At 67.9% G+C, this 24924-nt stretch carries 19 protein-coding genes; 5 read left to right on the forward strand and 14 right to left on the reverse strand.

Annotated features, from left to right (window positions below):
• Positions 1 to 23: 23 nt before the first annotated feature.
• Positions 24 to 620, forward strand: a complete 597-nt coding sequence (locus ACIQTT_RS06495) for a hypothetical protein (protein ID WP_402787642.1) — start codon at positions 24 to 26, stop codon at positions 618 to 620.
• 82 nt (positions 621 to 702) lie between these two features.
• On the opposite strand, the gene rpoC is transcribed toward ACIQTT_RS06495, so the two are convergent.
• The 12 genes from rpoC to ACIQTT_RS06555 form a co-directional block, all read right to left on the reverse strand.
• The gene (gene rpoC, locus ACIQTT_RS06500) at positions 703 to 4578 is read right to left on the reverse strand and encodes a DNA-directed RNA polymerase subunit beta' (RefSeq protein WP_402787645.1); all 3876 of its coding nucleotides are present in this window, start codon (positions 4576 to 4578) and stop codon (positions 703 to 705) included.
• An 81-nt stretch (positions 4579 to 4659) separates the two neighbouring features.
• On the reverse strand, positions 4660 to 8160 hold the full coding sequence (locus ACIQTT_RS06505; RefSeq protein ID WP_402787648.1) for a DNA-directed RNA polymerase subunit beta: 3501 nt from the start codon (positions 8158 to 8160) through the stop codon (positions 4660 to 4662).
• 219 nt (positions 8161 to 8379) lie between these two features.
• The gene (locus tag ACIQTT_RS06510) at positions 8380 to 8997 is read right to left on the reverse strand and encodes a hypothetical protein (RefSeq protein WP_402787651.1); all 618 of its coding nucleotides are present in this window, start codon (positions 8995 to 8997) and stop codon (positions 8380 to 8382) included.
• 76 nt (positions 8998 to 9073) lie between these two features.
• Complete coding sequence (locus ACIQTT_RS06515) at positions 9074 to 10768, reverse strand: ABC transporter ATP-binding protein (RefSeq protein WP_402787654.1); 1695 nt, start codon at positions 10766 to 10768, stop codon at positions 9074 to 9076.
• On the reverse strand, positions 10765 to 11715 hold the full coding sequence (locus ACIQTT_RS06520; protein ID WP_402787657.1) for an ABC transporter permease: 951 nt from the start codon (positions 11713 to 11715) through the stop codon (positions 10765 to 10767). The genes ACIQTT_RS06515 and ACIQTT_RS06520 overlap by 4 nt, the downstream gene beginning before the upstream one ends.
• A gap of 34 nt (positions 11716 to 11749) precedes the next feature.
• Positions 11750 to 12754: an ABC transporter permease gene (locus ACIQTT_RS06525; RefSeq protein WP_247623218.1), complete on the reverse strand. Its 1005-nt coding sequence runs from the start codon at positions 12752 to 12754 to the stop codon at positions 11750 to 11752.
• Between the two features lie 118 nt (positions 12755 to 12872).
• Complete coding sequence (locus ACIQTT_RS06530; RefSeq protein WP_402787662.1) at positions 12873 to 14546, reverse strand: ABC transporter substrate-binding protein; 1674 nt, start codon at positions 14544 to 14546, stop codon at positions 12873 to 12875.
• Positions 14547 to 14700: 154 nt separating this feature from the next.
• Positions 14701 to 15564 carry a MurR/RpiR family transcriptional regulator gene (locus ACIQTT_RS06535; protein ID WP_402787665.1) on the reverse strand — a complete coding sequence of 288 codons (864 nt, stop codon included), beginning with the start codon at positions 15562 to 15564 and terminating at the stop codon, positions 14701 to 14703.
• A 14-nt stretch (positions 15565 to 15578) separates the two neighbouring features.
• Positions 15579 to 17060, reverse strand: coding sequence for a glycoside hydrolase family 3 N-terminal domain-containing protein (locus ACIQTT_RS06540; RefSeq protein WP_402787668.1), 1482 nt, complete (start codon positions 17058 to 17060; stop codon positions 15579 to 15581).
• On the reverse strand, positions 17057 to 17890 hold the full coding sequence (locus ACIQTT_RS06545) for a carbohydrate ABC transporter permease (RefSeq protein WP_247623222.1): 834 nt from the start codon (positions 17888 to 17890) through the stop codon (positions 17057 to 17059). Before ACIQTT_RS06545 ends, ACIQTT_RS06540 begins: the two co-directional genes overlap by 4 nt.
• On the reverse strand, positions 17887 to 18861 hold the full coding sequence (locus ACIQTT_RS06550) for a carbohydrate ABC transporter permease (protein ID WP_402787672.1): 975 nt from the start codon (positions 18859 to 18861) through the stop codon (positions 17887 to 17889). The genes ACIQTT_RS06545 and ACIQTT_RS06550 overlap by 4 nt, the downstream gene beginning before the upstream one ends.
• A 15-nt stretch (positions 18862 to 18876) precedes the next feature.
• Positions 18877 to 20163: a sugar ABC transporter substrate-binding protein gene (locus ACIQTT_RS06555; RefSeq protein ID WP_402787675.1), complete on the reverse strand. Its 1287-nt coding sequence runs from the start codon at positions 20161 to 20163 to the stop codon at positions 18877 to 18879.
• A 180-nt stretch (positions 20164 to 20343) separates the two neighbouring features.
• Here ACIQTT_RS06555 and ACIQTT_RS06560 point away from each other — a divergent pair, with 180 nt between their 5' ends.
• The 4 genes from ACIQTT_RS06560 (at position 20344) to ACIQTT_RS06575 (ending at position 23658) form a co-directional block, all read left to right on the forward strand.
• Complete coding sequence (locus ACIQTT_RS06560) at positions 20344 to 21603, forward strand: LCP family protein (RefSeq protein WP_402787678.1); 1260 nt, start codon at positions 20344 to 20346, stop codon at positions 21601 to 21603.
• Positions 21604 to 21635: 32 nt separating this feature from the next.
• Entirely contained in the window at positions 21636 to 22496 is an 861-nt protein-coding gene (locus tag ACIQTT_RS06565; protein ID WP_402787681.1) for a spermidine synthase, read from the forward strand.
• Between the two features lie 92 nt (positions 22497 to 22588).
• Positions 22589 to 23116: a hypothetical protein gene (locus ACIQTT_RS06570; protein ID WP_402787684.1), complete on the forward strand. Its 528-nt coding sequence runs from the start codon at positions 22589 to 22591 to the stop codon at positions 23114 to 23116.
• Positions 23117 to 23169: 53 nt separating this feature from the next.
• Entirely contained in the window at positions 23170 to 23658 is a 489-nt protein-coding gene (locus ACIQTT_RS06575) for a SprT-like domain-containing protein (protein WP_402787687.1), read from the forward strand.
• A gap of 11 nt (positions 23659 to 23669) precedes the next feature.
• Here ACIQTT_RS06575 and ACIQTT_RS06580 read toward each other — a convergent pair whose 3' ends face one another.
• Positions 23670 to 24131, reverse strand: coding sequence for a DUF3054 domain-containing protein (locus ACIQTT_RS06580; protein WP_402787690.1), 462 nt, complete (start codon positions 24129 to 24131; stop codon positions 23670 to 23672).
• A gap of 162 nt (positions 24132 to 24293) precedes the next feature.
• Positions 24294 to 24920 carry a 2-phosphosulfolactate phosphatase gene (locus ACIQTT_RS06585; RefSeq protein ID WP_402787693.1) on the reverse strand — a complete coding sequence of 209 codons (627 nt, stop codon included), beginning with the start codon at positions 24918 to 24920 and terminating at the stop codon, positions 24294 to 24296.
• Positions 24921 to 24924 lie beyond the last annotated feature (4 nt).

Here is a 24924-nt window from a genome sequence, read left to right on the forward strand (position 1 = left end):
TGACCGAGGAGTACGGTGTGGCTATGAAGGCACGCTCCGTTGCCGCCGTCGCGGCCCTCCTGCTCATCGCCGGCCTCACGGGCTGCGGCGCCGCCTCCGACGAAGACGGCGGCTCCTCGGCCTCGCCATCGCCCTCGGAATCGGAATCGCCCACGGAGTCGGCATCCGCCTCCCCCACCCCGTCACCGACGCCGACGGCCGCTGCCGTGGCGCTGCCGACCGACTGCCGCGCGATCCTCTCGGACGACGTGCTGTCGCAGCTCGGCGAGACGCCGTTGAACGACGCCGCGTTCGGGCCGTCGGGCGTCGGCGCCGACGGAACCCTCACGTGCATCTGGCGCGACCCCGGCGCCGACACCACCGGCCTCGTCACGACGATCGAGCGCATGAACCGCGGCCCCGCGCTCGATCTGCTCAATCAGCTCGCCGACACCGAAGGGTTCAGCTGCTTCACGCCCGACGGCGGCACCCGCTGCGAGAAGACCTGGCAGAACGAGCAGTACCCCGTGACCGACGGGCGCACCCTGTTCTGGCGCGACGACATCCTCATCGACACCCAGTACTCCAACCTCGCACCGACCGGCTACACGGCCAGCATCATCGCGAGCATCTTCGACTGAAGCATCCGCCCCGCCCGCCCGATGCCGGGCCGGGTACGACGAAGGCCCCGGGGAGAACCCCGGGGCCTTCGTTCACTCACACTCAGTTATAGGTTCCGGGCGTGATGTCGTCCGTCGAGAACGCGTCGAAGTCGACGTAACCGAAGTCACCGTCGGCGTACGCACCGTCGGATGCGAAGATCCGGTTCGGGTAGCGCTCGCTCTTGGCCTCTTCCGTAGCCTCGACCGTGACGTCGCGGTACTTCGAGAGACCGGTTCCGGCGGGGATGAGCTTTCCGATGATGACGTTCTCCTTGAGACCGACCAGCGGGTCGCGCTTGCCCTGCATCGCAGCCTCGGTGAGCACGCGGGTCGTCTCCTGGAAGGAGGCGGCCGACAGCCACGACTCCGTCGCGAGCGACGCCTTCGTGATACCCATCAGCTCCGAACGGCCCGACGCGGGGCGCTTGCCCTCGGCCACGGCCTCGCGGTTGATCGCCTGGTAGCGCTTGAGGTCGACCATCTCACCCGGCAGCAGGGTCGTGTCGGCGTGATCGACGACGGTGACCTTGCGGAGCATCTGGCGGACGATGACCTCGATGTGCTTGTCGTGGATCGGCACACCCTGCGAGCGGTACACGCCCTGGACGCCGTTGACGAGGTAACGCTGCACCTCGCGGGCACCCATGACACGCATGACCTCCTTGGGGTCGAGCGTGCCGACCAGGATCGGCTGACCGACCGTGACGTGCTGCCCGTCCTCGACCAGGAGCGTCGCACGACGCAGAACCGGGTAGATGACCGGCTCGTCGCCGTTGTCGGGCGTCAGGATGACCTTCTTGGCCTTGTCCGTCTCGTCGATCGTGATGCGGCCATCGGCCTCGGCGATCGGCGACGCACCCTTGGGGGTACGAGCCTCGAACAGCTCCTGCACACGGGGAAGACCCTGCGTGATGTCATCGGCCGACGCGGAACCACCGGTGTGGAAGGTACGCATCGTCAGCTGGGTACCGGGCTCACCGATCGACTGGGCCGCGATGATGCCGACGGCCTCGCCGATGTCGACGGTCTTACCCGTCGCCAGCGAACGGCCGTAGCACTGAGCGCAGACACCGACGGCGGAGTCGCAGGTCAGGACCGAGCGCACCTTGATGGTCTCGACACCCGCCGCGACCAGCTTGTCGATGAGCACGTCACCCACGTCGTCACCGGCGTCGGCGAGGACCTCGCCCTTGCTGTCGACGACACCCGAGGCGAGCGTACGGGCGAACACCGAGTTCTCGACGTTCGCGTCGCGGACGAGCTCACCCTGCGAGTTCGGAGCGGCGATCGGGAGCTCGAGGCCCTTCGACGTGCCGCAGTCCTCTTCGCGGATGATGACGTCCTGCGAGACATCCACCAGACGACGGGTCAGGTAACCCGAGTCGGCGGTACGCAGAGCGGTGTCGGCCAGACCCTTACGGGTACCGTGCGTCGCGATGAAGTACTCCGCCACCGACAGACCCTCGCGGTACGAGGAGATGATCGGACGCGGGATGATCTCACCCTTGGGGTTGTTCACCAGACCACGCATACCCGCGATGTTGCGGATCTGCAGCCAGTTACCACGGGCGCCCGAGGACACCATGCGGTTGATGGTGTTGTCCTCCGGGAAGTGCGCCTTCATCGCGGCCTGGACCTCGTCGGTCGCCTCGGTCCAGATCTTGATGAGCTCCTGGCGACGCTCGGCGTCGGTCGTGAGGCCCTTCTCGTACTGGGACTGGACCTTCGCGGCCTGCTTCTCGTAGCCCGCGACGATCTCGGCCTTGTTCGGCGGCGTCAGGATGTCGCTCAGGGCGACGGTCACACCGGAGCGCGTGGCCCAGTAGAAACCGGCGTCCTTGATGCGGTCAAGCGACGCAGCCGTCTCGACCTTCGGGTACTCCTCGGCCAGCTTGTTGACGATCTGCGACAGCTTGCCCTTGTCGGCCTGCTCGCGGACGAAGGGGTAGCCCTTCGGCAGCGCGTCGTTGAAGATCGCCTGACCCAGCGAGGCGTCCACGAGACCGTGACGCTCGTAGCCCTCGGGCGCTTCGCCCTCGAGGAACGTCAGACCCGGGATGCGGATGCGGATCTTGGCCTGCAGGTCGAGGGTTCCCTCGTCCTTCGCCAGGATCGCCTCACCGACCGAACCGAATGCACGGCCCTCACCGGCTGCGCCCTCCTTGACCGTGGTCAGGTGGTGCAGACCGATGATCATGTCCTGCGAGGGCAGGGTCACCGGGCGGCCGTCGGACGGCTTCAGGATGTTGTTCGACGCGAGCATCAGCACGCGGGCCTCGGCCTGAGCCTCGACCGACAGCGGCAGGTGCACGGCCATCTGGTCACCGTCGAAGTCGGCGTTGAACGCCGCGCAGACGAGCGGGTGCAGCTGGATGGCCTTGCCCTCGACGAGCTGCGGCTCGAACGCCTGGATGCCGAGACGGTGCAGCGTGGGCGCACGGTTGAGCAGCACGGGACGCTCGCGGATGATCTCCTCGAGCACGTCCCAGACCTCGGGACGGGTGCGCTCGACGGCGCGCTTCGCAGCCTTGATGTTCTGCGAGTGACCCAGGTCGATCAGGCGCTTGATGACGAACGGCTTGAAGAGCTCCAGAGCCATCTGCTTGGGCAGACCGCACTGGTGCAGCTTGAGCTGCGGTCCGACGATGATGACCGAACGGCCCGAGTAGTCGACGCGCTTTCCGAGCAGGTTCTGACGGAAACGACCCTGCTTACCCTTCAGCATGTCGCTGAGGGACTTCAGGGCGCGGTTGCCGGTACCGGTGACGGGACGACCACGGCGACCGTTGTCGAACAGAGCGTCGACGGCCTCCTGCAGCATGCGCTTCTCGTTGTTGACGATGATCTCGGGGGCACCGAGGTCGATCAGACGACGAAGACGGTTGTTGCGGTTGATCACGCGGCGGTACAGGTCGTTCAGGTCGGAGGTCGCGAAGCGGCCACCGTCGAGCTGCACCATCGGACGCAGCTCCGGCGGGATGACCGGGACGACGTCGAGGACCATCGCCGCCGGGCTCATGCCGGTCTCGAGGAACGAGTTGACGACCTTGAGACGCTTGATCGCACGGATCTTGCGCTGGCCCTTGCCCTCGGCGATCTGCAGGTGCAGGTTCTCGGCCTCGGCCGCGAGGTCGAACGCAGCGAGACGACGCTGGATCGACTCGGCGCCCATGTAGGCCTCGAAGTACTGACCGAAGCGGTCCTGCAGCTCGTGGAAGACGTCGTCCTCGGGGCGAAGTGCACCGACCTCGAGCGTGCGGAAGTCCTCCCACACGCGCTCGAGCTTGGCGATCGCCTCGTCGGCACCCTTGCGGATGAGCGACATCTCCTTCTCGGCGGCGTCCTTGACCTTCTTCTTGGCGTCGGCCTTGGCACCCTCGGCCTCGAGAGCAGCGAGCTCCTCCTCGAGACGAGCGAGGCGCTCGGCGATCTTGGAGTCGCGGCGGTCGCCGAGCGTCTTCAGCTCGAGACGGACGTTGTTCTCCTGCGTGCCCAGGTCGCGGTGACGAGCATCCTCGTCGACCGAGATGACCATGTACGCGGCGAAGTAGATGACCTTCTCGAGGTCCTTCGGCGCCATGTCGAGCAGGTAGCCCAGACGCGAGGGAACACCCTTGAAGTACCAGATGTGGGTGACCGGAGCGGCGAGCTCGATGTGACCCATGCGCTCACGACGGACGGAGCTCTTGGTGACCTCCACGCCGCAGCGCTCGCAGACGATGCCCTTGAAGCGGACGCGCTTGTACTTTCCGCAGGCGCACTCCCAGTCGCGGGACGGTCCGAAGATCTGCTCTCCGAAGAGACCGTCCTTCTCGGGCTTCAGGGTGCGGTAGTTGATGGTTTCGGGCTTCTTGACCTCGCCGTAGGACCACGCGCGGATGTGGTCTGCGGTCGCCAGGCCGATGCGAAGCTCATCGAAAGTTGTGGACTCGAGCACTAGTTCTCCTGTGTCGGAAATTCTTTTTGAGAAGTCTGCTTCGGGGGGCCCGGGAGTTGCGTCCCGGGCCCGTCCGAAGGATTAGATCTCGTCGATCGAGGCGGCCTCGAAGCGGCTGGAGATGTTGATACCGAGCTCTTCCGCGGCGCGGAACGCCTCGTCGTCGGTGTCGCGGAGGTTCACCAGCGTGCCGTCGGCCGAGAGGACCTCGACGTTCAGGCAGAGCGACTGCATCTCCTTCATGAGCACCTTGAACGACTCGGGGATGCCGGGCTCCTGGATGTTCTCGCCCTTGACGATCGCCTCGTAGACCTTGACGCGGCCGAGGATGTCGTCGGACTTGATCGTGAGGAGCTCCTGGAGGGCGTACGCGGCGCCGTAGGCCTCGAGGGCCCACACCTCCATCTCACCGAAGCGCTGTCCACCGAACTGCGCCTTACCACCGAGCGGCTGCTGCGTGATCATCGAGTACGGACCCGTCGAACGCGCGTGGATCTTGTCGTCGACCAGGTGGTGCAGCTTCAGGATGTACATGTAGCCCACCGAGATCGGCGCCGGGAACGGCTCACCGGAGCGGCCGTCGAACAGCTGCGTCTTTCCGGTCGAGTCGATCAGGCGCACACCGTCGCGGGTCGGGAGCGTGACGTCGAGGAGACCGGCGATCTCCTCCTCCGACGCTCCGTCGAACACCGGGGTGGCGACCTTCGTGCCGGGAGCGGCCTCGAAAGCCTGCTCCGGCAGACGAGCGGCCCACTCCGGGGTGCCCTCGACCTTCCAGCCCTGCTTGGCGATCCACCCGAGGTGGGTCTCCAGCACCTGGCCGAAGTTCATTCGACCCGGGATACCGAGCGGGTTCAGGACGATGTCGACCGGGGTTCCGTCCGCGAGGAACGGCATGTCCTCGATCGGGAGGATCTTCGCGATGACACCCTTGTTGCCGTGACGGCCGGCGAGCTTGTCGCCCTCGGTGATCTTTCGCTTCTGAGCGATGTAGACCACGACGCGGCGGTTGACGCCCGAGCCGAGCTCGTCGTCGCCGTCCTCGGCGTTGAACTCCTTGACGGCGATGATCGTGCCCTGCTCACCGTGGGGGACCTTCAGCGACGTGTCGCGAACCTCGCGGCTCTTCTCGTTGAAGATCGCGCGGAGCAGACGCTCCTCGGCCGACAGCTCGGTCTCGCCCTTCGGCGTGACCTTGCCGACGAGGATGTCGCCGGGGCGGACCTCGGCGCCGATGCGGATGATGCCGCGCTCGTCGAGGTCCTTGAGCAGCTCCGGGCTGACGTTGGGGAGGTCACGGGTGATCTCCTCCTTGCCGAGCTTGGTGTCGCGCGCGTCGACCTCGTACTCCTCGATGTGGATCGAGGAGAGGGTGTCGTCCTTCACCAGGTCCTGGCTCAGGATGATCGCGTCCTCGAAGTTGTAGCCCTCCCACGTCATGAACGCGACGAGGAGGTTCTTTCCGAGGGCCAGCTCGCCGTTCTCGGTGGCGGGGCCATCGGCGATGACCTCTCCGACCTCGACGCGCTCACCGGCGGTGACGACGACCTTCTGGTTGTACGACGTGCCCTGGTTGGAGCGGTCGAACTTGCGCAGGTGGTACTCCTGCGTGCCGCCCTCGTCGAGCATGACGACGACACGGTCCGCGGAGACCTCGGAGACGACACCGGCCTTCTCGGCGGTGAGCACGTCACCGGCGTCGATGGCCGTGTAGCCCTCCATACCGGTTCCGACGAGCGGCGAGTCGCTGCGCAGCAGCGGCACGGCCTGACGCTGCATGTTGGCACCCATGAGGGCGCGCTGCGCGTCGTCGTGCTCGAGGAACGGCACGAGCGAGGTCGCGACCGACACCATCTGGCGAGGCGAGACGTCGATGTAGCCGATGTCCTCCGGGAGGAACATGTCGACCTCGCCGCTACCACCCTTGGGGCGGGCGAGCACGTGGCTCTCGATGAAGCGACCCTTGGCATCGAGCGGGGCGTTGGCCTGCGCGATGTTGAAGTCGACCTCTTCGGAGGCGGTGAGGTAGTCGATGTGCTCGGTGACGACGCCACCCTCGACCTTGCGGTACGGGGTCTCGATGAAACCGAACGAGTTGATGCGCGCGAAGGTCGCGAGAGCACCGATCAGACCGATGTTCGGGCCTTCCGGGGTCTCGATCGGGCACATGCGGCCGTAGTGCGACGGGTGGACGTCACGGACCTCGACGCCGGCGCGGTCACGCGAGAGACCACCCGGGCCGAGCGCCGAGAGACGACGCTTGTTCGTCAGACCGGCGAGCGGGTTGTTCTGGTCCATGAACTGCGACAGCTGCGACGTTCCGAAGAACTCCTTGATCGCGGCGACGACGGGGCGCACGTTGATCAGGGTCTGCGGCGTGATCGCCTCGATGTCCTGCGTGGTCATGCGCTCGCGGACGACGCGCTCCATGCGCGACAGACCGGTGCGGACCTGGTTCTGGATCAGCTCGCCGACCGCGCGGATGCGACGGTTGCCGAAGTTGTCGATGTCGTCGGTCGCGAGACGGATCTCGGCCTTCTTGCCGCCACGGATGCCGGGGAAGGTCTCGGTGCCCGCGTGGATGCGCACGAGGTACTTGATCGTCGCGACGATGTCTTCGACCGTCAGGACCGAGTCCGACAGCGGAGCGTCGAGACCGAGCTTGTGGTTGATCTTGTAACGACCCACCTTCGCGAGGTCGTAACGCTTCGGGTTGAAGTAGAAGTTGTCGAGGAGCGCACGCGCGGCCTCGGCGGCGACCTGCTCGCCCGGACGCAGCTTGCGGTAGATGTCGCGGAGCGCATCTTCCTTCGTGACGATGGTGTCCTTCGCGAGCGTCTCCTCGATGGAGGTGAAGCCGGCGAACTCCGCCAGGATCTCTTCGCTCGTCATGCCGAGGGCCTTGAGGAAGACGGTCACCGACTGCTTGCGCTTGCGGTCGATGCGCACACCGACCTGGTCGCGCTTGTCGATCTCGAACTCGAGCCATGCACCACGGCTCGGGATCACGCGCGCCGAGACGATGTCCTTGTCGGACGTCTTGTCGGGCGTCTTGTCGAAGTAGACACCGGGCGAGCGCACCAGCTGCGAGACGACGACGCGCTCGGAACCGTTGATGATGAAGGTTCCCTTGCCGGTCTGGAGCGGGAAGTCGCCCATGAAGACCGTCTGGGTCTTGATCTCACCGGTGAGGTGATTCATGAACTCGGCCTCGACGTACAGCGGAGCGGCGTAGGTCTTGCCACGCTCCTTGCACTCCTCGATCGAGTACTTCTCGGGCTCGAGGTACGGGTTCGTGAACGAGAGCTGCATCGTCTCGCCGAGGTCCTCGATCGGGGAGATCTCCTCGAAGATCTCGCCGAGACCGCTGATCTCGTTGACGTCGGTGCGGCCGGCCTTCTTGGCCTCGGCCACACGGGCCTTCCAGTCGTCGTTACCGACGAGCCAGCCGAAGGACTCGGTCTGGAGGGCGAGAAGGTCAGGGACCGTCAGCGTGTCGGAGATCTTGGCGAACGAGAGGCGGGAAGCTCCGCGTCCGTTCTTGGTGGTGGTGGATGTGGATGCGTTGCGAGCAGCAGCCAAGGGAATAACCTCCGTGAGCCCCGCAGGGCTTCTCGATTCCTTTGTCGTCAGGTGGAGTGTGCGCTCAGAAGCTCAACGAAATGCCGACCACCATATGAGGGCATGGAGAAGCGAGCGCAACTACTAACTATAGACACGAATCTGCGACATGGCAAGCGGAGTCCTTGACCATTTTCGGATGCTGCGGTATTGGCATCCGTCATCGAGCAGTTCCGGGCGTCACACCCAGGCCCAGGTGACGAGCACCGACTCGGCGATCTGCTGGCGCTCGGCCGCCGGCACCGTGTCACTGAAGGAGAAGGTGACGACGTACGTCTGGTCGGCGCTGCTGACGTAGTACTGGTCGACGACGTACGAGACGCCCTCGCTCGACATGGCCGCGGAGATGTGCGCGGACTCCGAACCGGCGACGACGACGCGGTCGTGCACGACGACGTCAGTGGCGCCCACGGTCTCGAGCTCCTTCAGCCCCAGCGTCTCGACCTGGTCGGGCGTCACGACGCCGACCGGGGACTTGAGTACGTTCACGTTGTCGGCGAAGCCGTCGGTGTCCTGGAGGTTCGCGGCGAAGCTGTCGGGATCGAACCCGGGGATCTCCTGCTGCGGGTCGTCCCACCCGGTGGGGGCTTTGAAGGTGTAGCCGTCACCGGCGATCGTGGCTCCCGTCGCGGGCGCGGCATCGAGCTCGCCCGCCGTCGTCTCCTCGGTCCCGGTCTCGGTCTCGGCCTGCGACGACGACCCGCTCGTCTCCTGCTCGGTCGGGATCAGCGTCGAGCACCCGGTCAGCGTGAGAGCGGCGGCGACGAGCAGGGCAGCGGATCGAAGAGGAGTGCGCATGCGGGCCATGCTATCGACTGCCGGCGACATCGCGGGCCGGGCGGCGGTCCCCCTGTGGAGAACCGCCGCCCACCCCTCATGACGCGATGTCGAGCTCGTTCCCCGGGATCGAGGCGAGCAGACGCCGCGTGTACGGGTCGCGCGGGTTCGTGAAGATCTCCTCCGACGACGCGGCCTCGACCAGGCTGCCGTCCTTCATCACGCACACGTAGTCGCTGATGAGTCGCACCACCGCGAGGTCGTGCGAGATGAAGAGATAGCTGAGCCCGTACTCGCTCTGCAGATCGCCGAGCAGGGTGAGGATCTGATCCTGCACCAGCACGTCGAGGGCCGAGACCGGCTCGTCGCACACGATGAGGTCGGGCGAGAGCGCGAGCGCACGCGCGATCGCGACGCGCTGGCGCTGACCGCCCGACAGCTCCGACGGGTACCGCCCGAGCATCGACTGCGGCAGCGCCACGTCGTCGAGCAGCTGGCGCACGCGCGCACGACGCTCGGCCCCGCTCCCCCGGCGGTAGAACTCGAGGGGCTCGGCGATCAGACGCTCGATCGTGAACATCGGGTTCAGGCTCGAGTACGGATCCTGGAAGATCGGCTGCACGCGCTGGCGGAAGTCGCGCGTCTCGGCACGACTGAGCGAGGCGGCGTCCTTGCCCTCGAAACGGATCAGACCGCTGGTCGGCTCGATCAGCTTCAACAGCATCCGCGCCGTCGTCGTCTTGCCCGACCCCGACTCCCCGACGATCGCGACCGTCTCGCCGCGGGGGATCGCGAGCGACACGTCGTTCACCGCGACGAAGTCCTCGCCGCGTCCGCGCACCGGGTACACCTTGGTGAGGCCCTCGATCTCGACGATGTTGTCGGTCGCCGACGCGGAGCCGTCCGGGGTCGCGGACGCGTCGGTCGCGGCATCCGCTCGTTCCTCGACATGGAAGGCTTCCGGCCGCAGACGCGCGGCCGCCACCGAGGGGGCGGCCTTCACGAGCGACTGGGTGTAGGGATGCTGCGGATCCTCGAGGATCTGGCGGGCGGGCCCCTGTTCGACCACCTTGCCGCGGTGCATCACCACGACGCGCTCCGCACGCTCGGCGGCGAGGCCGAGGTCGTGCGTGATGAGCAGCACGGCCGTGCCGAGCTCGCGCGTCATCGCACCGATCTGATCGAGGATCGTGCGCTGCACCGTGACGTCGAGCGCACTCGTCGGCTCATCGGCGATCAGCAGGCGCGGCTTGCAGGCCAGTCCGATCGCGATCAGCGCACGCTGCCGCATGCCGCCCGAGAACTCGTGGGGGTACTGCTTCGCCCGTTTCTCCGGATCCGGCAGTCCCGCGGCCGTGAGGGCCTCGACGACCTTCTGCTGCACGTTCTGCCGTGTGGCGAGTCCGTGGGCGAGCAGGGTCTCGGCGACCTGGGTTCCGACCTTCGCCACCGGGTTGAGGTTCGACATCGGATCCTGCGGAACGAGACCGATGTCGCGTCCGCGGATAGTGCGCAGCTCGTTCTCGCCGGCGTGCGCGATGTCGCGCCCGTCGAGACGGATGCTGCCGCTGGCGACCCTGCCCCCTCCCGCGAGGAGGCCGATGATGGCCATCGCCGTCGTCGACTTGCCCGAACCGGACTCACCGACGATCGCGACCGTCTCACCGGCCGAGATCTCGAGGTCGACCCCCTCGACGGCGTGCACGATGCCGTCCATGGTGGTGAAGTCGACCGCGAGTCCCTCGACGGAGAGCAGCGGAGCGTCGTTCATCTTCTTCTCCTGGGCGTTCATCGGGCACGCGTCCTCGGGTCCATGGCCTCGCGCAACGCCTCACCGAACAGGGTGAAGCCGAGCGCGGTGACCGCGATGCAGATGCCGGGCAGGAAGGCGAGCCACGGCGCGATCGAGAGTTCCGCCTGCGCGTAGGTGAGCATGCGGCCCCACTCGGCCGTCTCGGGGCGACCGCCGCCGAGACCGAGGAACGACAGCGCTGCGGCGTCGATCACCGCGGTCGCGAGCGTGAGCGTGCCCTGAACGATCACGGGGCCGATCGCGTTCGGCAGCACGTGCGACATCGTGATGCGGCCTCGACCGAGACCGAGGGTCTGCGCCGAGAGCACGTAGTCGCTCGATCGCTGCTGCAGCATCGAGGCGCGCAGCAGGCGGGCGAAGATCGGCACCTGCGAGGCACCGATCGCGATCATCACCGCGAACGGCGTCTGACCGAGGATCGCCGCGATCGAGACCGCGAGCAGCAGGTTCGGCACCGAGAGGATGATGTCGACGAACCGCATGATCACGGTGTCGACCCAGCCGCCGAAGGTACCGGCGACGAGACCGAGCAGCATGCCGCCGACGAGTCCCATCGCGGTCGAGATGACACCGACGAGCAGTGACGCCCTCGCGCCCCAGATGAGCTTCGACAGCACGTCGCCGCCGAACCGATCCAGCCCGAGCGGGAACTGCGGCAGCTCCCCCGGCCCCGGGATGTAGGTCGGTGTGATGAACTTCGCCCCGGGGAGCGCGGTCTCGGGATACGGGGCGAGCAGCGGGGCCAGGCCCGCCACGAGCAGGAAGAGCAGCACGATGATCGCGCCGATCCACGCCGTGGGGTTGCGACGCAGACGTCGGAAGACGTCGCGCCAGAACCCGCCGGGTCCTTCCTTGATGCCGGCCTGGGCGATCGCGACGGTGTCGATGACGCCGCCGCCCTGGGCGGGTGGGAGTGCGACGCTCATGACATCGCCCCCTTCCGGATGCCGGTGATGGTCGTCATTGGACCCTCACTCTCGGGTCGATGAAGCTGTACGAGACGTCCACCGCGAGGTTGATCAGCGCGTACGCGATCGCGATGAAGATGATGAAGCCCTGCAGCACCGGGAAGTCCCGGGTGAAGATCGCTCGGGCCAGGAACGACCCGATCCCCGGGAAGGCGAACACCGTCTCGGTGAGCACCGCCCCCGAGATGAGCAGGCCCGTCTGCAGACCGATCGTCGTGATGACGGGCAGCATGGCGTTGCGCAGGATGAAGCGGTTGCGCAGCGTCGAGGATCCGACGCCCTTCGCTCGCCCGGTGCGCACGTAGTCGGCGTTCTGCACCTCGAGCACGCTCGCACGCGTGATGCGCACGATGATCGCGAGCGGGATCGTGCCCAGCGCCAGCGCCGGGAGGATCAGGTGCAGGATCGCGTCCCACGCGGCATCGAACTCGCCGGTGATGAGGCCGTCCCACACGTAGAACCCCGTGGGATGCGTGGCATCGATCCTCGGATTCTGCCTACCGTCGGAGGGCAGCCAGCCCAGTTGCACGGCGAAGATGTACTTCAGGATGAACGCGAGGAAGAACACCGGGATGGTGATGCCGATCAGGCTCAGCACCACCGAGGCGTGGTCGCTGAACTTGCCGTGGCGGCGCGCCGCCCAGTAGCCGAGCGGGATGCCGACGCCGACCGCGAAGATGAGCGCGACGACGCTGAGCTCGATGGTGGCCGGGAAGCGGCGGAAGAACTCCTCGACGACCGGCCGGTTGGTCTGGATCGAGGTGCCGAAGTCGCCCTGGAGCAGCCTCGTCACCCAGACGAAGTACTGCTCGATGAGCGGTTTGTTGAATCCGTAGAGTTCGTTGACCCTCTCGATGGCCTCGGGGGTCGCCTTCTCACCGAGAAGGGCGACGGCCGGGCCGCCGGGGAGGGCTCTGACCCAGGCGAACAGCAGGATGCTGAGGCCGATCAGAGTGGGGATGAGGAACAGCAGTCGCCCGCCGATGGTGCGCAGCACAGAGATCTCCGTAGATCGGGCGCACACCCTTCGTCTCGCTCCGCTCGCTCAGGGACCGGGAGGCCGGTCCCTGAGCGAGGAGCGGAGCGACGAGACGAAGGGTGCGCGTCGGTCGGGCCTACTTGGTGAGGACGATGTCCGTGAAGACCTCGTCGTTCACCGGGCTGGCCGGGTAGCTCTCGACGCGCGGATCGAACGCGAGCGTGGGCGCCGGGTGCGCGAGCGGAACACCGGGGATGAACTGCGCGACCATCTCGTTGATCTCTTCGTACAGAGCCGTCTGGTCCTCGAGGTTCGAGACGCCGCGCGCCTCGTTCAGCTTCTGGAACAGCTCGGGGTTGTCGAAGCCCCACTCGGAGCTCTGCTGGCCGAAGAAGACGCCGACGAAGTTGTCGGTGTCGTTGTAGTCACCGGTCCACCCGAGGAGGTGGATGCCGTGGTCCGACGTGCCGGTGGTGCGGTCGAGGTACTCGACCCACTCCTCCGAGACCGGGGTGGTCTCGACGCCGACGTCTGCGAGCTGCGACGACAGCACCGTGAAGATCTGCTCGGGGTCCGGCATGTACGGACGCGAGACGTTGACCGGGTAGTTGAAGGTGAGCTTCAGCGGGTTGGCCTCGTCGTAGCCGGCTTCGGCGAGCAGCGCCTTGGCCTTCTCGGGGTCGTAGTCGAACGTCGTGACATCGGGGTTGTAGCCGTTGACGACCTCGGGAACGAACTCGATCGCCTTCTCGGTGCCCTCGGGGAGCACCTGGCTGATCAGTGCGTCCTTGTCGACCGCGTACGACAGCGCCTCACGGACCTTCGGGTCCTGCAGCTCGGGGATCGCCTGGTTGAACGCCAGGTAGAGGATCGTGAACGGCGGGCGCGACACCATGGTGAAGCCGTCGTCCTCGAGAGCCTTCGTGTCGGCCGGGCCGACGAGGTCGTAACCGTCGATCGAGCCGGACTCGAGCGCCTGGCGGCGAGCGGTCGGGTCGTCGATCGTGCGGAAGATGATCTCGTCGATCTGTCCGGCGTCACCCCAGTAGCCGTCGTAGGCCTTGAGCGTGACCTGCTCGCCCGGTGCCCACTCCTCGAAGGAGTAGGGACCGGTGCCGACCGGGTGTCCCATGGCGTACTCCGAGAGCTGCGGAGCCTCGGCGGATCCGCCCACCTCGTCGGCGCCGAACTCCTGCATCGCCGAGGGGCTCTGCATCGCGAACGACGGCAGCGACAGCGAGGCCACGAAACCGGCGAAGGGCTTGTTCAGCTCGATCGTGACGGAGTAGTCGCCGTCGGGCGTGCACGACTTGTAGACGGCATCCACTGCGGTGTCGGCGTAGCCCTTGAAGAGCTTGTTGTAGTAGTAGCCGAAGGCCTCGGACGCGGCGAGACCGGTCCAGTTGTACCAGCGGTCGAAGTTGACGCACACGGCCTCGGCGTTGAACGGCGTGCCGTCCTGGAAGGTCACGTCTTCCTTGAGGGTGAAGGTGTGGCTCATGCCGTCCTCCGACGACTCCCAGCTCTCGGCGAGGAGCGGGGCGGGGTCGGCCGTTCCCGGCTCGGTGCCGACGAGGCCCTCGAAGATCTGGCGCGAGACCCGGAAGCTCTCGCCGTCCTGCGCGAAGGCGGGGTCGAGGCTGGCCGGGTCGGACGATGCGGCGAACACGAAGGTGCCGTCGACGTCGCCGGAACCTTCCGAATCGTTGTCGCCGCGCTCGCTCGCGACACAACCCGCGAGGGCGAGGGCGGCGATCGTCGCCCCTGTGATGGCGACGAGACCGCGTCGTCGAAGTGGTGACTGGTGCATGGATGAACCTTCCCTGTGGGGCGTTTCGCTGCGCATGCGGGCATCGTCGCCCGCATGGTGATTCCCTCGACGCTACTCAGTGGATGTTGGTATGCCAAGACTCTCGCGTTACGAGAGTGTTGCGATCCGGTATCGCGATCCCCGGTTCCGGGTCTCAGCGCCGGTGGTGCACCGCGACGTCGTGCGTGAGCCGCAGCGGGATCGACACCGGCTCTCCCCGGTGCTGCACGACGCGCACGAAGAGCACATCGACGAGCGCCAACTGCGCGATCCGACTCGACATCGCCGCCATCCGGAACGGCGACTCGTAAGCGTGTGTGAGGAGCACCAGCTCGGCGGTCTGCGCGAGCGACGAATCGGCGACCCCGGTCACCGCGACGGTGAGCGCACCGGCATCCCTCGCCACCTCCAGCGCCCGCAGCGTCTCGACCGTCTCCCCGCTGTGCGAGAAGGCGATCGCCACGTCGTCCGACGTGCGCAGCGCGGCCGCGGTCAGCGCGAGGTGCGGATCGGCGGAGTGCGAGACCGCGCTGCCGATGCGCGAGAGCTTCAGCTGCAGATCCTGCGCAGCGAGCGAGGAGGCCGCCTGCCCGAAGAGGTCGATGTGCCGGGCGTCGACGATGGCCAGCGCCGCCCTATCGAGGGTCGCCGCATCGAGCCCGTGCGCTGTCTTCTCGATCGCGTCGATCTGCTGGGCCGCGAGCTTCGCGGCGATCGTGGCGGGCCCGTCGACGGCCGAGATCGTGGTCGAATCCAAGCCGAAACGTGCCTGCTGCGCCTGGGCCAGGGTCACCGACCGCGCGACCGCCACGCGCAGCTCGCGATAGCCGCTGAAACCCAGCGACTGCGCGAAGCGCGCGACGGTCGACAGCGACGTGCTGCACAGTTCGGCGAGATCGGTGATCGCGAGGTCGACCACGAGCATCGGGTCGTCGAGGATCCGCTCGGCCACCCGCGTCTCGGCCGCACTCAGCTTGGGGACCGAGCGGCGGACCAGCGCGAGAACGTCGTCGTCCATCGTGCGCACCCGTCTCAGCCGGCGGCGCCGACCAACCGCTCTCGAGCCATCTGCGCGCCCAGCCTGCTGGCGGCGCCCACCTCGATCGTCGGCAGCGGGAGCGCCGTGCGTGCGGCGAGGCCCACGTTGACGACGACGGCGTGGGGGTCGCGCACGGCGGCGCGTTCCACGAGTGCGCGCTGCGCGGCATCCGCGTCGGGGCGGTCGATGAGCAGCACGGTCGTGCCCTCCGTCGACACCGCGTCATCGAGCACCCGATCCTGCTCCTCTACCGAGGTGTGCGCGACGTCGAGGCGCACACGGCGTCCGTCGTCGGCGAGCGTCGCCGAGACGTACGCCGAGGCGCTGTCGACGGCCAGCGTCGAACGGCGGCGCGCGTCGACGACCGACAGAGCGGATGCCGCAGCGGGGGCGTCTCCGACGACGCTGATCGCACGACGCACGACGTCGGTCGCGTCGAACTCGTCGACGCCCTCCGACATTGCGGCGGCCACCCGGAGCTTGCGCGCGAGCGCGGCCACACGAGCGGCGGCCTCCTCGACGCGATCACGGGAGAGCGACCCGTCGCGCAGCGCTGCGACGATGCCGTCGCGCGCGGCGCGGAAGTCGCGCTCGTCCTGGTCGGGGAGGGCGTCGTCGCCGGGGTTGGTCGGGTTGCCGATGCAGAGCAGATCGGCACCGGCGGCGAGGGCCTGCGCCGCTCCCCCGCCGATCCCGACGGTCTCGCGAATGGCCGCCATGTCGAGCGCGTCGGTGATGATGACGCCCTCGAAGCCCCACTCGCGCAGCATGCCGAGCACGCGCGGGTTGAGGGTGGCGGGCTGGTCGCCCCACGCCGGGACGACGATGTGGGCGGTCATGATGCTGTCGACCCCGGCCTCGACCGCGGCGCGGAACGGCGCGAGGTGCACCCGCTCGTACTCGTCGATGTCGAGGGCGATCTCGGGCAGCGCGTGGTGCGAGTCGAGATGCGTGTCGCCGTGCCCCGGGAAGTGCTTGATGCACGCGGCCACCGCGCCGTCCTGGATGCCGTCGACCGCGGCGATCACGTGGCGCGTCACGAGCGGCTCCTCGGAGCCGAACGCGCGCACGCCGATCACGGGGTTGCGCGGATCGGTGTTGACGTCGGCGACGGGCCCCAGCACGACGTTCGCGCCGACCGCGCGCACGCGGCGGGCGAGCTCGGCACCGGTCCGCTCGGTCGCGACGAGGTCGTCGAGCGTACCCAGCTGAGCGGCTCCGGGGAGCGTCGATCCGGTGGCCGACTCGAGGCGGGTGACGCTGCCGCCCTCCTCGTCGACGCCGATCAGGGCATCCGGGTTCGCGGCGAGGATCTCGGCGCTCAGCGCCGGCAGCCCCTCACCCACGTTCTGGCCGAAGTACACCACGCCGGCGAGGCCGTCGCGCAGCTCGGAGGTCAGCCAGGCGGGCGCCTCCGTGCCGAAGAAGCCCGGCCAGAGCACGCCGTTCGCGAGGCGCTCGAGGTCGTCGGTCATCCCTTCACGGCTCCCGCCACCATGCCCGAGGCCAGACGACGCTGAACGATCACGAAGAAGATCATGACCGGGAGGGTGATGATCGTCGACGCGGCCATGATGCTGCCCCAGTCATTGGCGAACAGGCCGAAGAACGACTTGAGACCGATCGAGACCGTGTACTGGTCGGTCTGGGCGCCGAGGATCGTCATCGCGAAGATGAACTCGTTCCACGCGGTGATGAAGCTGAAGATGCTCGTCGCGACCAGGCCCGGCATGACCAGCGGCAGCAGGATCGAGCGGAACATGCGCCACCAGCTCGCACCGTCGATGTAGGCGGCCTCTTCGAGCTCGACCGGGACGGCCGCGACGAATCCGCGCAGCATCCAGATGCCGAAGGCGAGCGAGAGCGCCACGTACACGACCATCAGGCCGAGGATGCTGTTGAGCAGCCCGAGGCTCTTCACCTGGAGGAACAGCGGGATGACGAGCGCCTCGAGCGGCACCATCTGCACGACGAGGATCATCATGAGGATCGTGGTGCGGAACTTGAACTTGAAGCGGGCGACCGCGACGGCGGCGAGGAGGCACACGAGCGCGCTCACGACGACGGTGACGATCGCCACGATCGCCGAGTTGCGCAGGAACGTGCCGAACCCGCCCTCGGTCAGGACGAAGGCGAAGTTGTCGAAGGTGAACTCCTGCGGCAGCAGCGACTGCCCGCCGCTCGACGCCTTCTTGTCGAAGGCGCTGGAGACCATCCAGTAGACGGGGAACAGGGTGAAGATCAGGACGGCCGCGACGGCGATCCCGATACCGATGCGGGAGCGGAGGGATGCGCGCGGGTTCACAGCTCGTCCTCCTTCATGAGGGATCGGATGTACACGATCGTGATGCCGATCAGCACGAGGGTCAGCAGCACGGCCAGTGCCGCACCGAAGCCGTAGCGGTTCTGACCGAACGATTCGACGTACGACCAGACGCCGAGGTTGAGCACCTGGCGGTTGCCGCCGCCACCGCCGGGCATCAGGTACACCTGGGCGAAGACCTTGAAGTCCCAGATCGTCGACAGGATGATCACGACCGAGAAGACGGGCTTGAGGGTCGGGAAGATGATCTTCCAGAAGCGGCGCCAGGCGCCGGCACCGTCGAGGGCTGCGGCTTCGAGCATCTCCTTCGAGACGCCGAGGAGTCCGGCGAGCACGGTGATCGCGACGAACGGGAAGCCGTGGTGCACGACGTTCAGCAGCACGATCGCGTAGAACGACCACTGGTTCGTGAACCAGTTGATCGACTGGTCCATGAGGCCCATGTCGCGCAGTACCGAGTTGAAGATGCCGCGGTCGGCATCGAAGATGAAGGTCCAGACGTAGGTGCCGGTCACGGCGGGCATCGCCCACGCGACCATGATGCAGCTCGAGACGATGACGCGCCACGTGGTGCCGAGGCGGGCCAGCAGCAGGGCGACGAGCGTGCCGACCGCCACGGTGACGAAGACCGCCACCGCGGCGAACCCGACGGTGTTGGGCAGGACCACCGTCCACAGGGTCGGGTTGGTGAGCGCCTCGACGTAGTTGTCGAAGCCGATCCAGTTGTTCTCCCCGGTGTTGATCTCGCGCAGACCATAGTCCTGCAGCGAGTAGATGAACACCTGGATGAGCGGCCAGAGCATGAGCACCGCGAGGATGATCAGCCCGGGCGCGAGGAGGAGCCAGGGGCGGGCCGTGACGATCGAGAGACCGCGACGCTTCCGGCCGCCGGCCACGGAGGCGGAGGGGGACTCCGCCTTCGTGGCCGGCAGTGGCGCTTGCACCATCGACATGGAAGGAGTGCTTCCTTACTGGTTGAGCAGGTCCGTCATCTCAGCGGCGGCATCCTTCGTCGCGGTCGCGACGTCCTTCTGCCCGCTGAGGATGGCCTGGATCATGGAGTTGGTCGTCTTCTTCGCCTGGACGGCGCCGAAGTTCGGGGTGACCGGGACGGATGCTCCGCCGTCGACCATCTGCTCGGCGAACGGTGCCACGAGCGGGTCGGTCGAGGCGAGGGCCTCTTCCATCGCGGACTGGACGCCCGGGAAGTAGCCGGTCTCGTTCGACCACTGCTCGGCGAACTCACCGGTGGTCATGAGCTTGACGAACTCCCACGCCAGGTCGGCGTTCTTGGTCGTGTTGAAGACCGAGAGGTGCGATCCGCCGAGCACGGACGGGGCGATGCCGCCGTCTTCGCCGGGGATGACCGCCGCGCCGATCTTGCCCTCGAGGTCGGGGTTCGCCTCGATGAGCGACTTCGGCGTCCACGAGCCCGAGAGCATCATGGCGACGTTGCCCTGCGTGAACGCGTCACGAAGGTCGGTCTCCTTCCAGGTGGTGGCACCTGCGGAGGAGAAGCCGTGCTCGGTCGCGAGACCGGTGTAGAACTCGATGCCGGCCTGCGACTCGGTGCTGTCGAGCTCGCTGGTCCAGGTGTCGCCGTCCTTCGTGGCGATCTCTCCGCCCGCACCCCAGACCCAGGGGTAGACCTGGAACTCGGCGTCACCGGGAACCGGGAACGGGAGCATGTCGGGCTTGGCGGCCTTGATGGCGTCACCCGCGGCGACGATGTCGTCCCACGTCTTCGGAGCTTCGAGACCGAGCTCCTCGAACACGTCGGCGCGGTAGACGAGCGAACGCACGCCGGCGTACCACGGCATGCCGTAGAGCTCGTCGTCGTAGGTGCCCGCGACCTCGAGACCCTCGACGAGGTCGTCGCGCAGGCCGTCCTCGGCGTCGACGTACTCGTCGAGCGGGAGGAGGGCGCCGGCGTCGGCGAACTCGGCGGTCCAGGTGGTGCCGGTCTCGGCGATGTCGGGGGTGGTGCCGCCGGCGATCGAGGTGACGAAGCGATCGTGCGCGTCAGCCCACTGGATCTCCTCGATGTTGACCGTCGCTCCGGTCTCCTCTTCGAAGGCCGCGGAGACCTTGTCGTAGAAGGCGGTGGAATCGGGGTTCGTGCCCTTCATGATCCAGACGGTGAGCTCCTGGCCCTCTCCGTCTGCTGCTCCGCCGTTGTCGCCGCCGGCGCAGCCGGCCAGCGCGAGCGAAGCCACGGCGCCGAGCGCCACGACCGGAAGAATGCGCTTGTGCATCAGTGGATCTCCTCTTTGAAACGTCCTGGGAATGGACGAGTGGGTGCTCGCCCTGTCGAATAAGTATCTACGACTAACTAATTGCCTGCAAGTTTTTCACACGATCGTCACATGCTTGTGACAATCGTTTCCGTGGGGCCTTCACAGGCATCCTCCCGGGGCCCTGACTATGCTCTCGGGATGCCTCGCTCCCGCCACAAGGATCGATCCACCGTGGCCCGCCACGCTCCCCTCCCCACCCCGGGGCCGATGAAGGGCTTCCTCAAGATCGCCGGGATCAGCCTCGGCGTGATCCTTGTCTCCGCCATCGCCGTCGGCGCCTTCGTCGTCGTCGACTACATCAACCGCTTCAATGCCGACGCGGTCGCTCTGGAAGGCGCGCCCGAGGTCGAGCCCCCGGCGATCAGCGCGTACCCGGGCGAGTTCAGCGTGCTGCTCGTCGGCACCGACGAGTGCGGCGAGGTGTCGAGCGGCCTCCTCGGCGAGCGCTGCTCGGAGGCCGACGGCGGCATCCTCAACGACGTGAACCTGCTCGTGCACGTCTCCGCCGAGCCCCGCAACGTCACCGTCGTCTCGCTGCCGCGCGACCTCATGATCGAGACGCCCGAGTGCACGCGCGACGACGGGTCGATCGCCTCGGCGACCAGCAAGACGCAGATCAACTCGATCTACCAGAACGCCGGCGTCTCGTGCGTCGCCAAGACCATCACCGACCTCAGCGGCGTCGAGATCCCGTTCGCGGCGAAGATCGACTTCGACGGCGTCATGGCTGTCACCGACGCGATCGGCGGCGTGGAGGTCTGCATCGGCGGTGACGGCATCAGCGACGAGCAGGCCGGCATCGACTACTGGGCCCCCGGCCCCCGCACCGTCTCGGGCTACGAAGCGCTGCAGTTCATCCGCACGCGCTACGGCGTCGGCGACGGCAGCGACATGGCGCGCGTATCGAACCAGCAGCAGTACATGTCGCGACTGGTGAAGAAGATCCTCAGCGACGAGGTGCTCAGCGATCCCGCGAAGGTGCTCGGGCTCGCGAACACGGCCGTCGACAACATCACACCCAGCACCGAGCTCGGCAACCCCGTGCGGATCGCACAGCTCGCCCTCTCGGTCAAGGACGTGCCGTTCAGCGACTTCGTGTTCGTGCAGTACCCCGTGTTCGAGGATCCCGATAACAGCAATCGCGTGGTGCCGAACTACGACGCCGCGGAGACGCTCTGGTCGGCGCTCGCGGCAGGGCAGCCCGTCCAGCTCACGGGCGATGCCACCAACAACGAGGGCGTCGAGGTCGTCGACCCCGGCACCACGACCGACCCCGGCACCACCCCCTCGACGGATGCCCCGGCGACCGAGACCCCTGCGCCCCGCGCCACGCTCGACCCGAGCATCTCGGGTCAGACCGCCGAACAGGAGACCTGCACCAACGGCCGCCAGCGCTGACCGGCACGGCACGAGCGCGTAGGCTCGCAGGCATGGGACGGATGCGCGCACGCGACACCGAGCATCCGCAGGCGAAGCTCGACCACGGCGGCGTCGCCACCATCGCCCCCTCGGAGTTCACGAGCGGTTTCGAGCTCATCGTCGACGGCACCCCGCAGTCGCACGTCGACCTCGACGACCCGACGCACCTGCACTTCGAGTACATCGTGCGCATGGGCGCCGTGATCGACCAGCTGCCCGCGGGACCGCTCACCGCCGTGCACCTCGGCGCCGGTGCGCTCACCGTGCCCCGCTACATCGATGCGACCCGCCCGGGCTCGCGGCAGCAGGTGATCGAGTGGGAGGCGCCCCTCGCGGCGCTCGTGCGCGAGCATCTTCCCCTGCCGAAGGGCGCGTCGATCCGCCTCCGCATCGGGGATGCGCGCGAGGGCGTGCAGAAGCTCCCCCCAGCCCTCACCGGCGCGTGCGATCTCGTCGTCTCGGACGTCTACTCCGGCGCGCAGACCCCGGCGCACCTCACCAGCGTCGAGTTCTACCGCGAGGTCTCTCAGCTGCTCTCCCCGGGAGGGGTGCTGCTCATCAACGTCGCCGACGGCCCAGGGCTCGCCTTCGCCCGCCGGCAGGTCGCGACCGTCGCCGCGGTGCTGCCCGAGGTCGCGGTGCTCGCCGACACGCAGGTGCTCAAGGGCCGCCGGTTCGGCAACCTCGTCGTCGCGGCATCCGCCTCTCCCCTGCCCACCGAGTGGCTCCCCCGTCTGCTCGCCGCGGGCCCGCATCCGGCGAAGATCGCCCAGGGCGCCGAAGTCAAGACGTTCGTGCAGGGCGCGCACATCGTCACCGATGCGGATGCCGTGGCCTCTCCGCGACCCGACGCGTCGCTCTTCCTGCGCTGATCCGCGTCCGGGATGCGGGCGCGCGGGCGTGCCGACCCGACGACCGCGTGAACGGCATGCAGACTGGAGGGGGACGCTGCGGAAGGAGAGCAATGAGTTTCATCCGGGGATACGACCGGGAGAACCTCCGCGAGCTGGTCGATATCGACGAGTGCGCGGTACGGCTCGAAGAGATCGAGGATCAGCGCAGCCTTCCCGCTCTGCTGGAGCGCGTGTGGTTGCTGAAGGTGCTGGGACGCCTCGACGAGGCGCTCGCCCTCGCGGAGACGACGGTGCGACAGGCTCGCATGGCGGGCACGCGCAAAGACGTGCTGCGTGCGCGTGTGCTGCGTGCGACCGTGCAGCAGTTCCGTGGAGCGCACGCCGCCGCCGAGCAGGAACTCGTCGCGTGCGCCGAGGAGGCCGAGGGCCAGGGCTGGATCACGATCGCCGCGTTCGCCCACCAGCACCGCGGCAAGAACGCCTTCGACGCCGAGGATTTCGACACCGCACGTGAGAGCTTCAAGCAGTCGCTGTTCCTGCGCCGCGAGGCCGGAGCGGCCGACCGCGAGCTCGAGGTGACCCTGCTGGCGATCGACGCGGCCGAGCGCCGTCGTCCGTCGCAGCTCGTCGCCGGCTGATCCGCGCACGAGCCGTTCGCCCCGGTGTCGGCGGCATGGCTTAGCCTGAGCGCATGGCGGATCTCGACCGTGTGCGCATCTGGGGTGACGCGCTTCTGACGATGTACCTCGACGACTCCTGGTCGTTCGGCTTCGACCATGCGAAGCGTCGTGCCGGGCAGTGCGACTACACGAAGAAGCGCATCACCGTGTCGCGCTACCTCGCGGCACGGTTCGACGACGACGAGATCCATCAGGTGCTGTTGCACGAGGTCGCCCATGCCCTCGCCGGGCACGCCGCTGCGCACGGCCCGGCCTGGAAGCGCGTGGCACGTGACCTGGGCTACGTCGGCGGCACCACGCATCGCGGCGAGACCGCCGTCGAACTCGCGCCGTGGGTCGGACGGTGCCCCGCCGGGCACGAGACGTTCCGGCATCGACGTCCGACCCGGGCCACCTCGTGCGCGCAGTGCTCGCGCACCTTCGACCAGCGCTACCTCTTCACGTGGACGCGGCGCGAGATCACGGCCGACGTGAAGCTCGCCGCGCAGTCACCGCGCTAGGGCGCCGGGCTCTAGAGCGTGCGCGGGCCGTCGCTCGCGTTCTCCGAGGAGGCCGTTTCTTCCGGGTCGTCGTGCGAGAGGGTCGCGCCCTGCTGACCGTCGGCCGCTGCCCGCGAGGCGCGCCCGCGTCGCAGGAGATCCGTGACCGCGCGCCACCCCACCAGCAGCACGCCGAGGGTCAGCGTCGCGACGATGATGAACGCGAGCTGAGCGGTGTCCCCCGTCGCCACGCGCAGCAGCATGCCGCCGGCGACGGTCACGACCCAGACGACCACGCCCCACAGCACCGACCACGGCCGGCGCGGGCGACCGGGCAGCAATGCGGCGAGCGCGTGACCGACGAGCATCGCGACCAGGAACGGCCAGGCCGTGAGCAGGAATCCGGCGGGGCTCTCGTCGTGAGAGGCACGGCCGATCACGGCGAAGATCAGAACCAGCACGGCGTCGACGATGACTGCGGGGAGGAACCTCATGCCCCGACCCTACGCTCGTGCCCCACGCACACGGTGCTGCCCCTGGGCGTGCCGCGGGAGCATCCTGCGCGTGCCGGATCTCGCAGATCTGCCCGGGCCTCGCATCGAGTCGCCTCGATCGGTGCGAAACGGGTGCAGATCTGCGAGATGCCGCTGAGTATCTCAGGCGAAGGCCGTGAACACCCGGTCGCGGAGCACGGGGACCGCCGAGACGGCGTCGAGACGGGATGCCGCGGCGACCGCGTCGGCATCGGCGGCGTCGCGGGCCGAACCGCTCGCCGACACCAGGTGCCCGAGCGCACGGCGCAGAGCACGGAAACCCTCGGCCGCGACCGCCGCGTCGGGCGCCGTGTGATCGATGCCGAGATCGGTGAGCGCCGCGATGATCGCTCCGGCGGCGAGGTGGTCTTCGACCGCGAAGCGCACGTCGTTCGAGCCGTCGCGCTCCCCCGCGGCGATGAGGGCGACCGAGGTGCGCGCCCGCCGGCCCTCCTGGATGTGCTGCACGGTGCGTGCGACGGCGGTGGCGTTGCGGATGCCTCCGACCAGCACCGTCGCTCCTCCGGCGGCCGCGGTCACCGCGAGCGCCGGGGCGACGGAGTCCGTCGACCACACGGCCGCCTCGGCCAGTTCGATCGCAGCACCGTCGGCGACGGCATCCGCCAGTCTCGAGGAGAAGTGCAGCACGTCGACGATCACGACCACGTCGGCCTCGGCGAGCCGCGCGAGGCCGGCGAGACCCCAGTCGAGGCGGACCTGGTAGGTGGACTGATCGAACGGCGACGGCATCCGT

Origin of the sequence: Microbacterium sp. NPDC090225 (assembly GCF_044772365.1) — a bacterium.
Classification (GTDB): Bacteria; Actinomycetota; Actinomycetes; order Actinomycetales; family Microbacteriaceae; genus Microbacterium.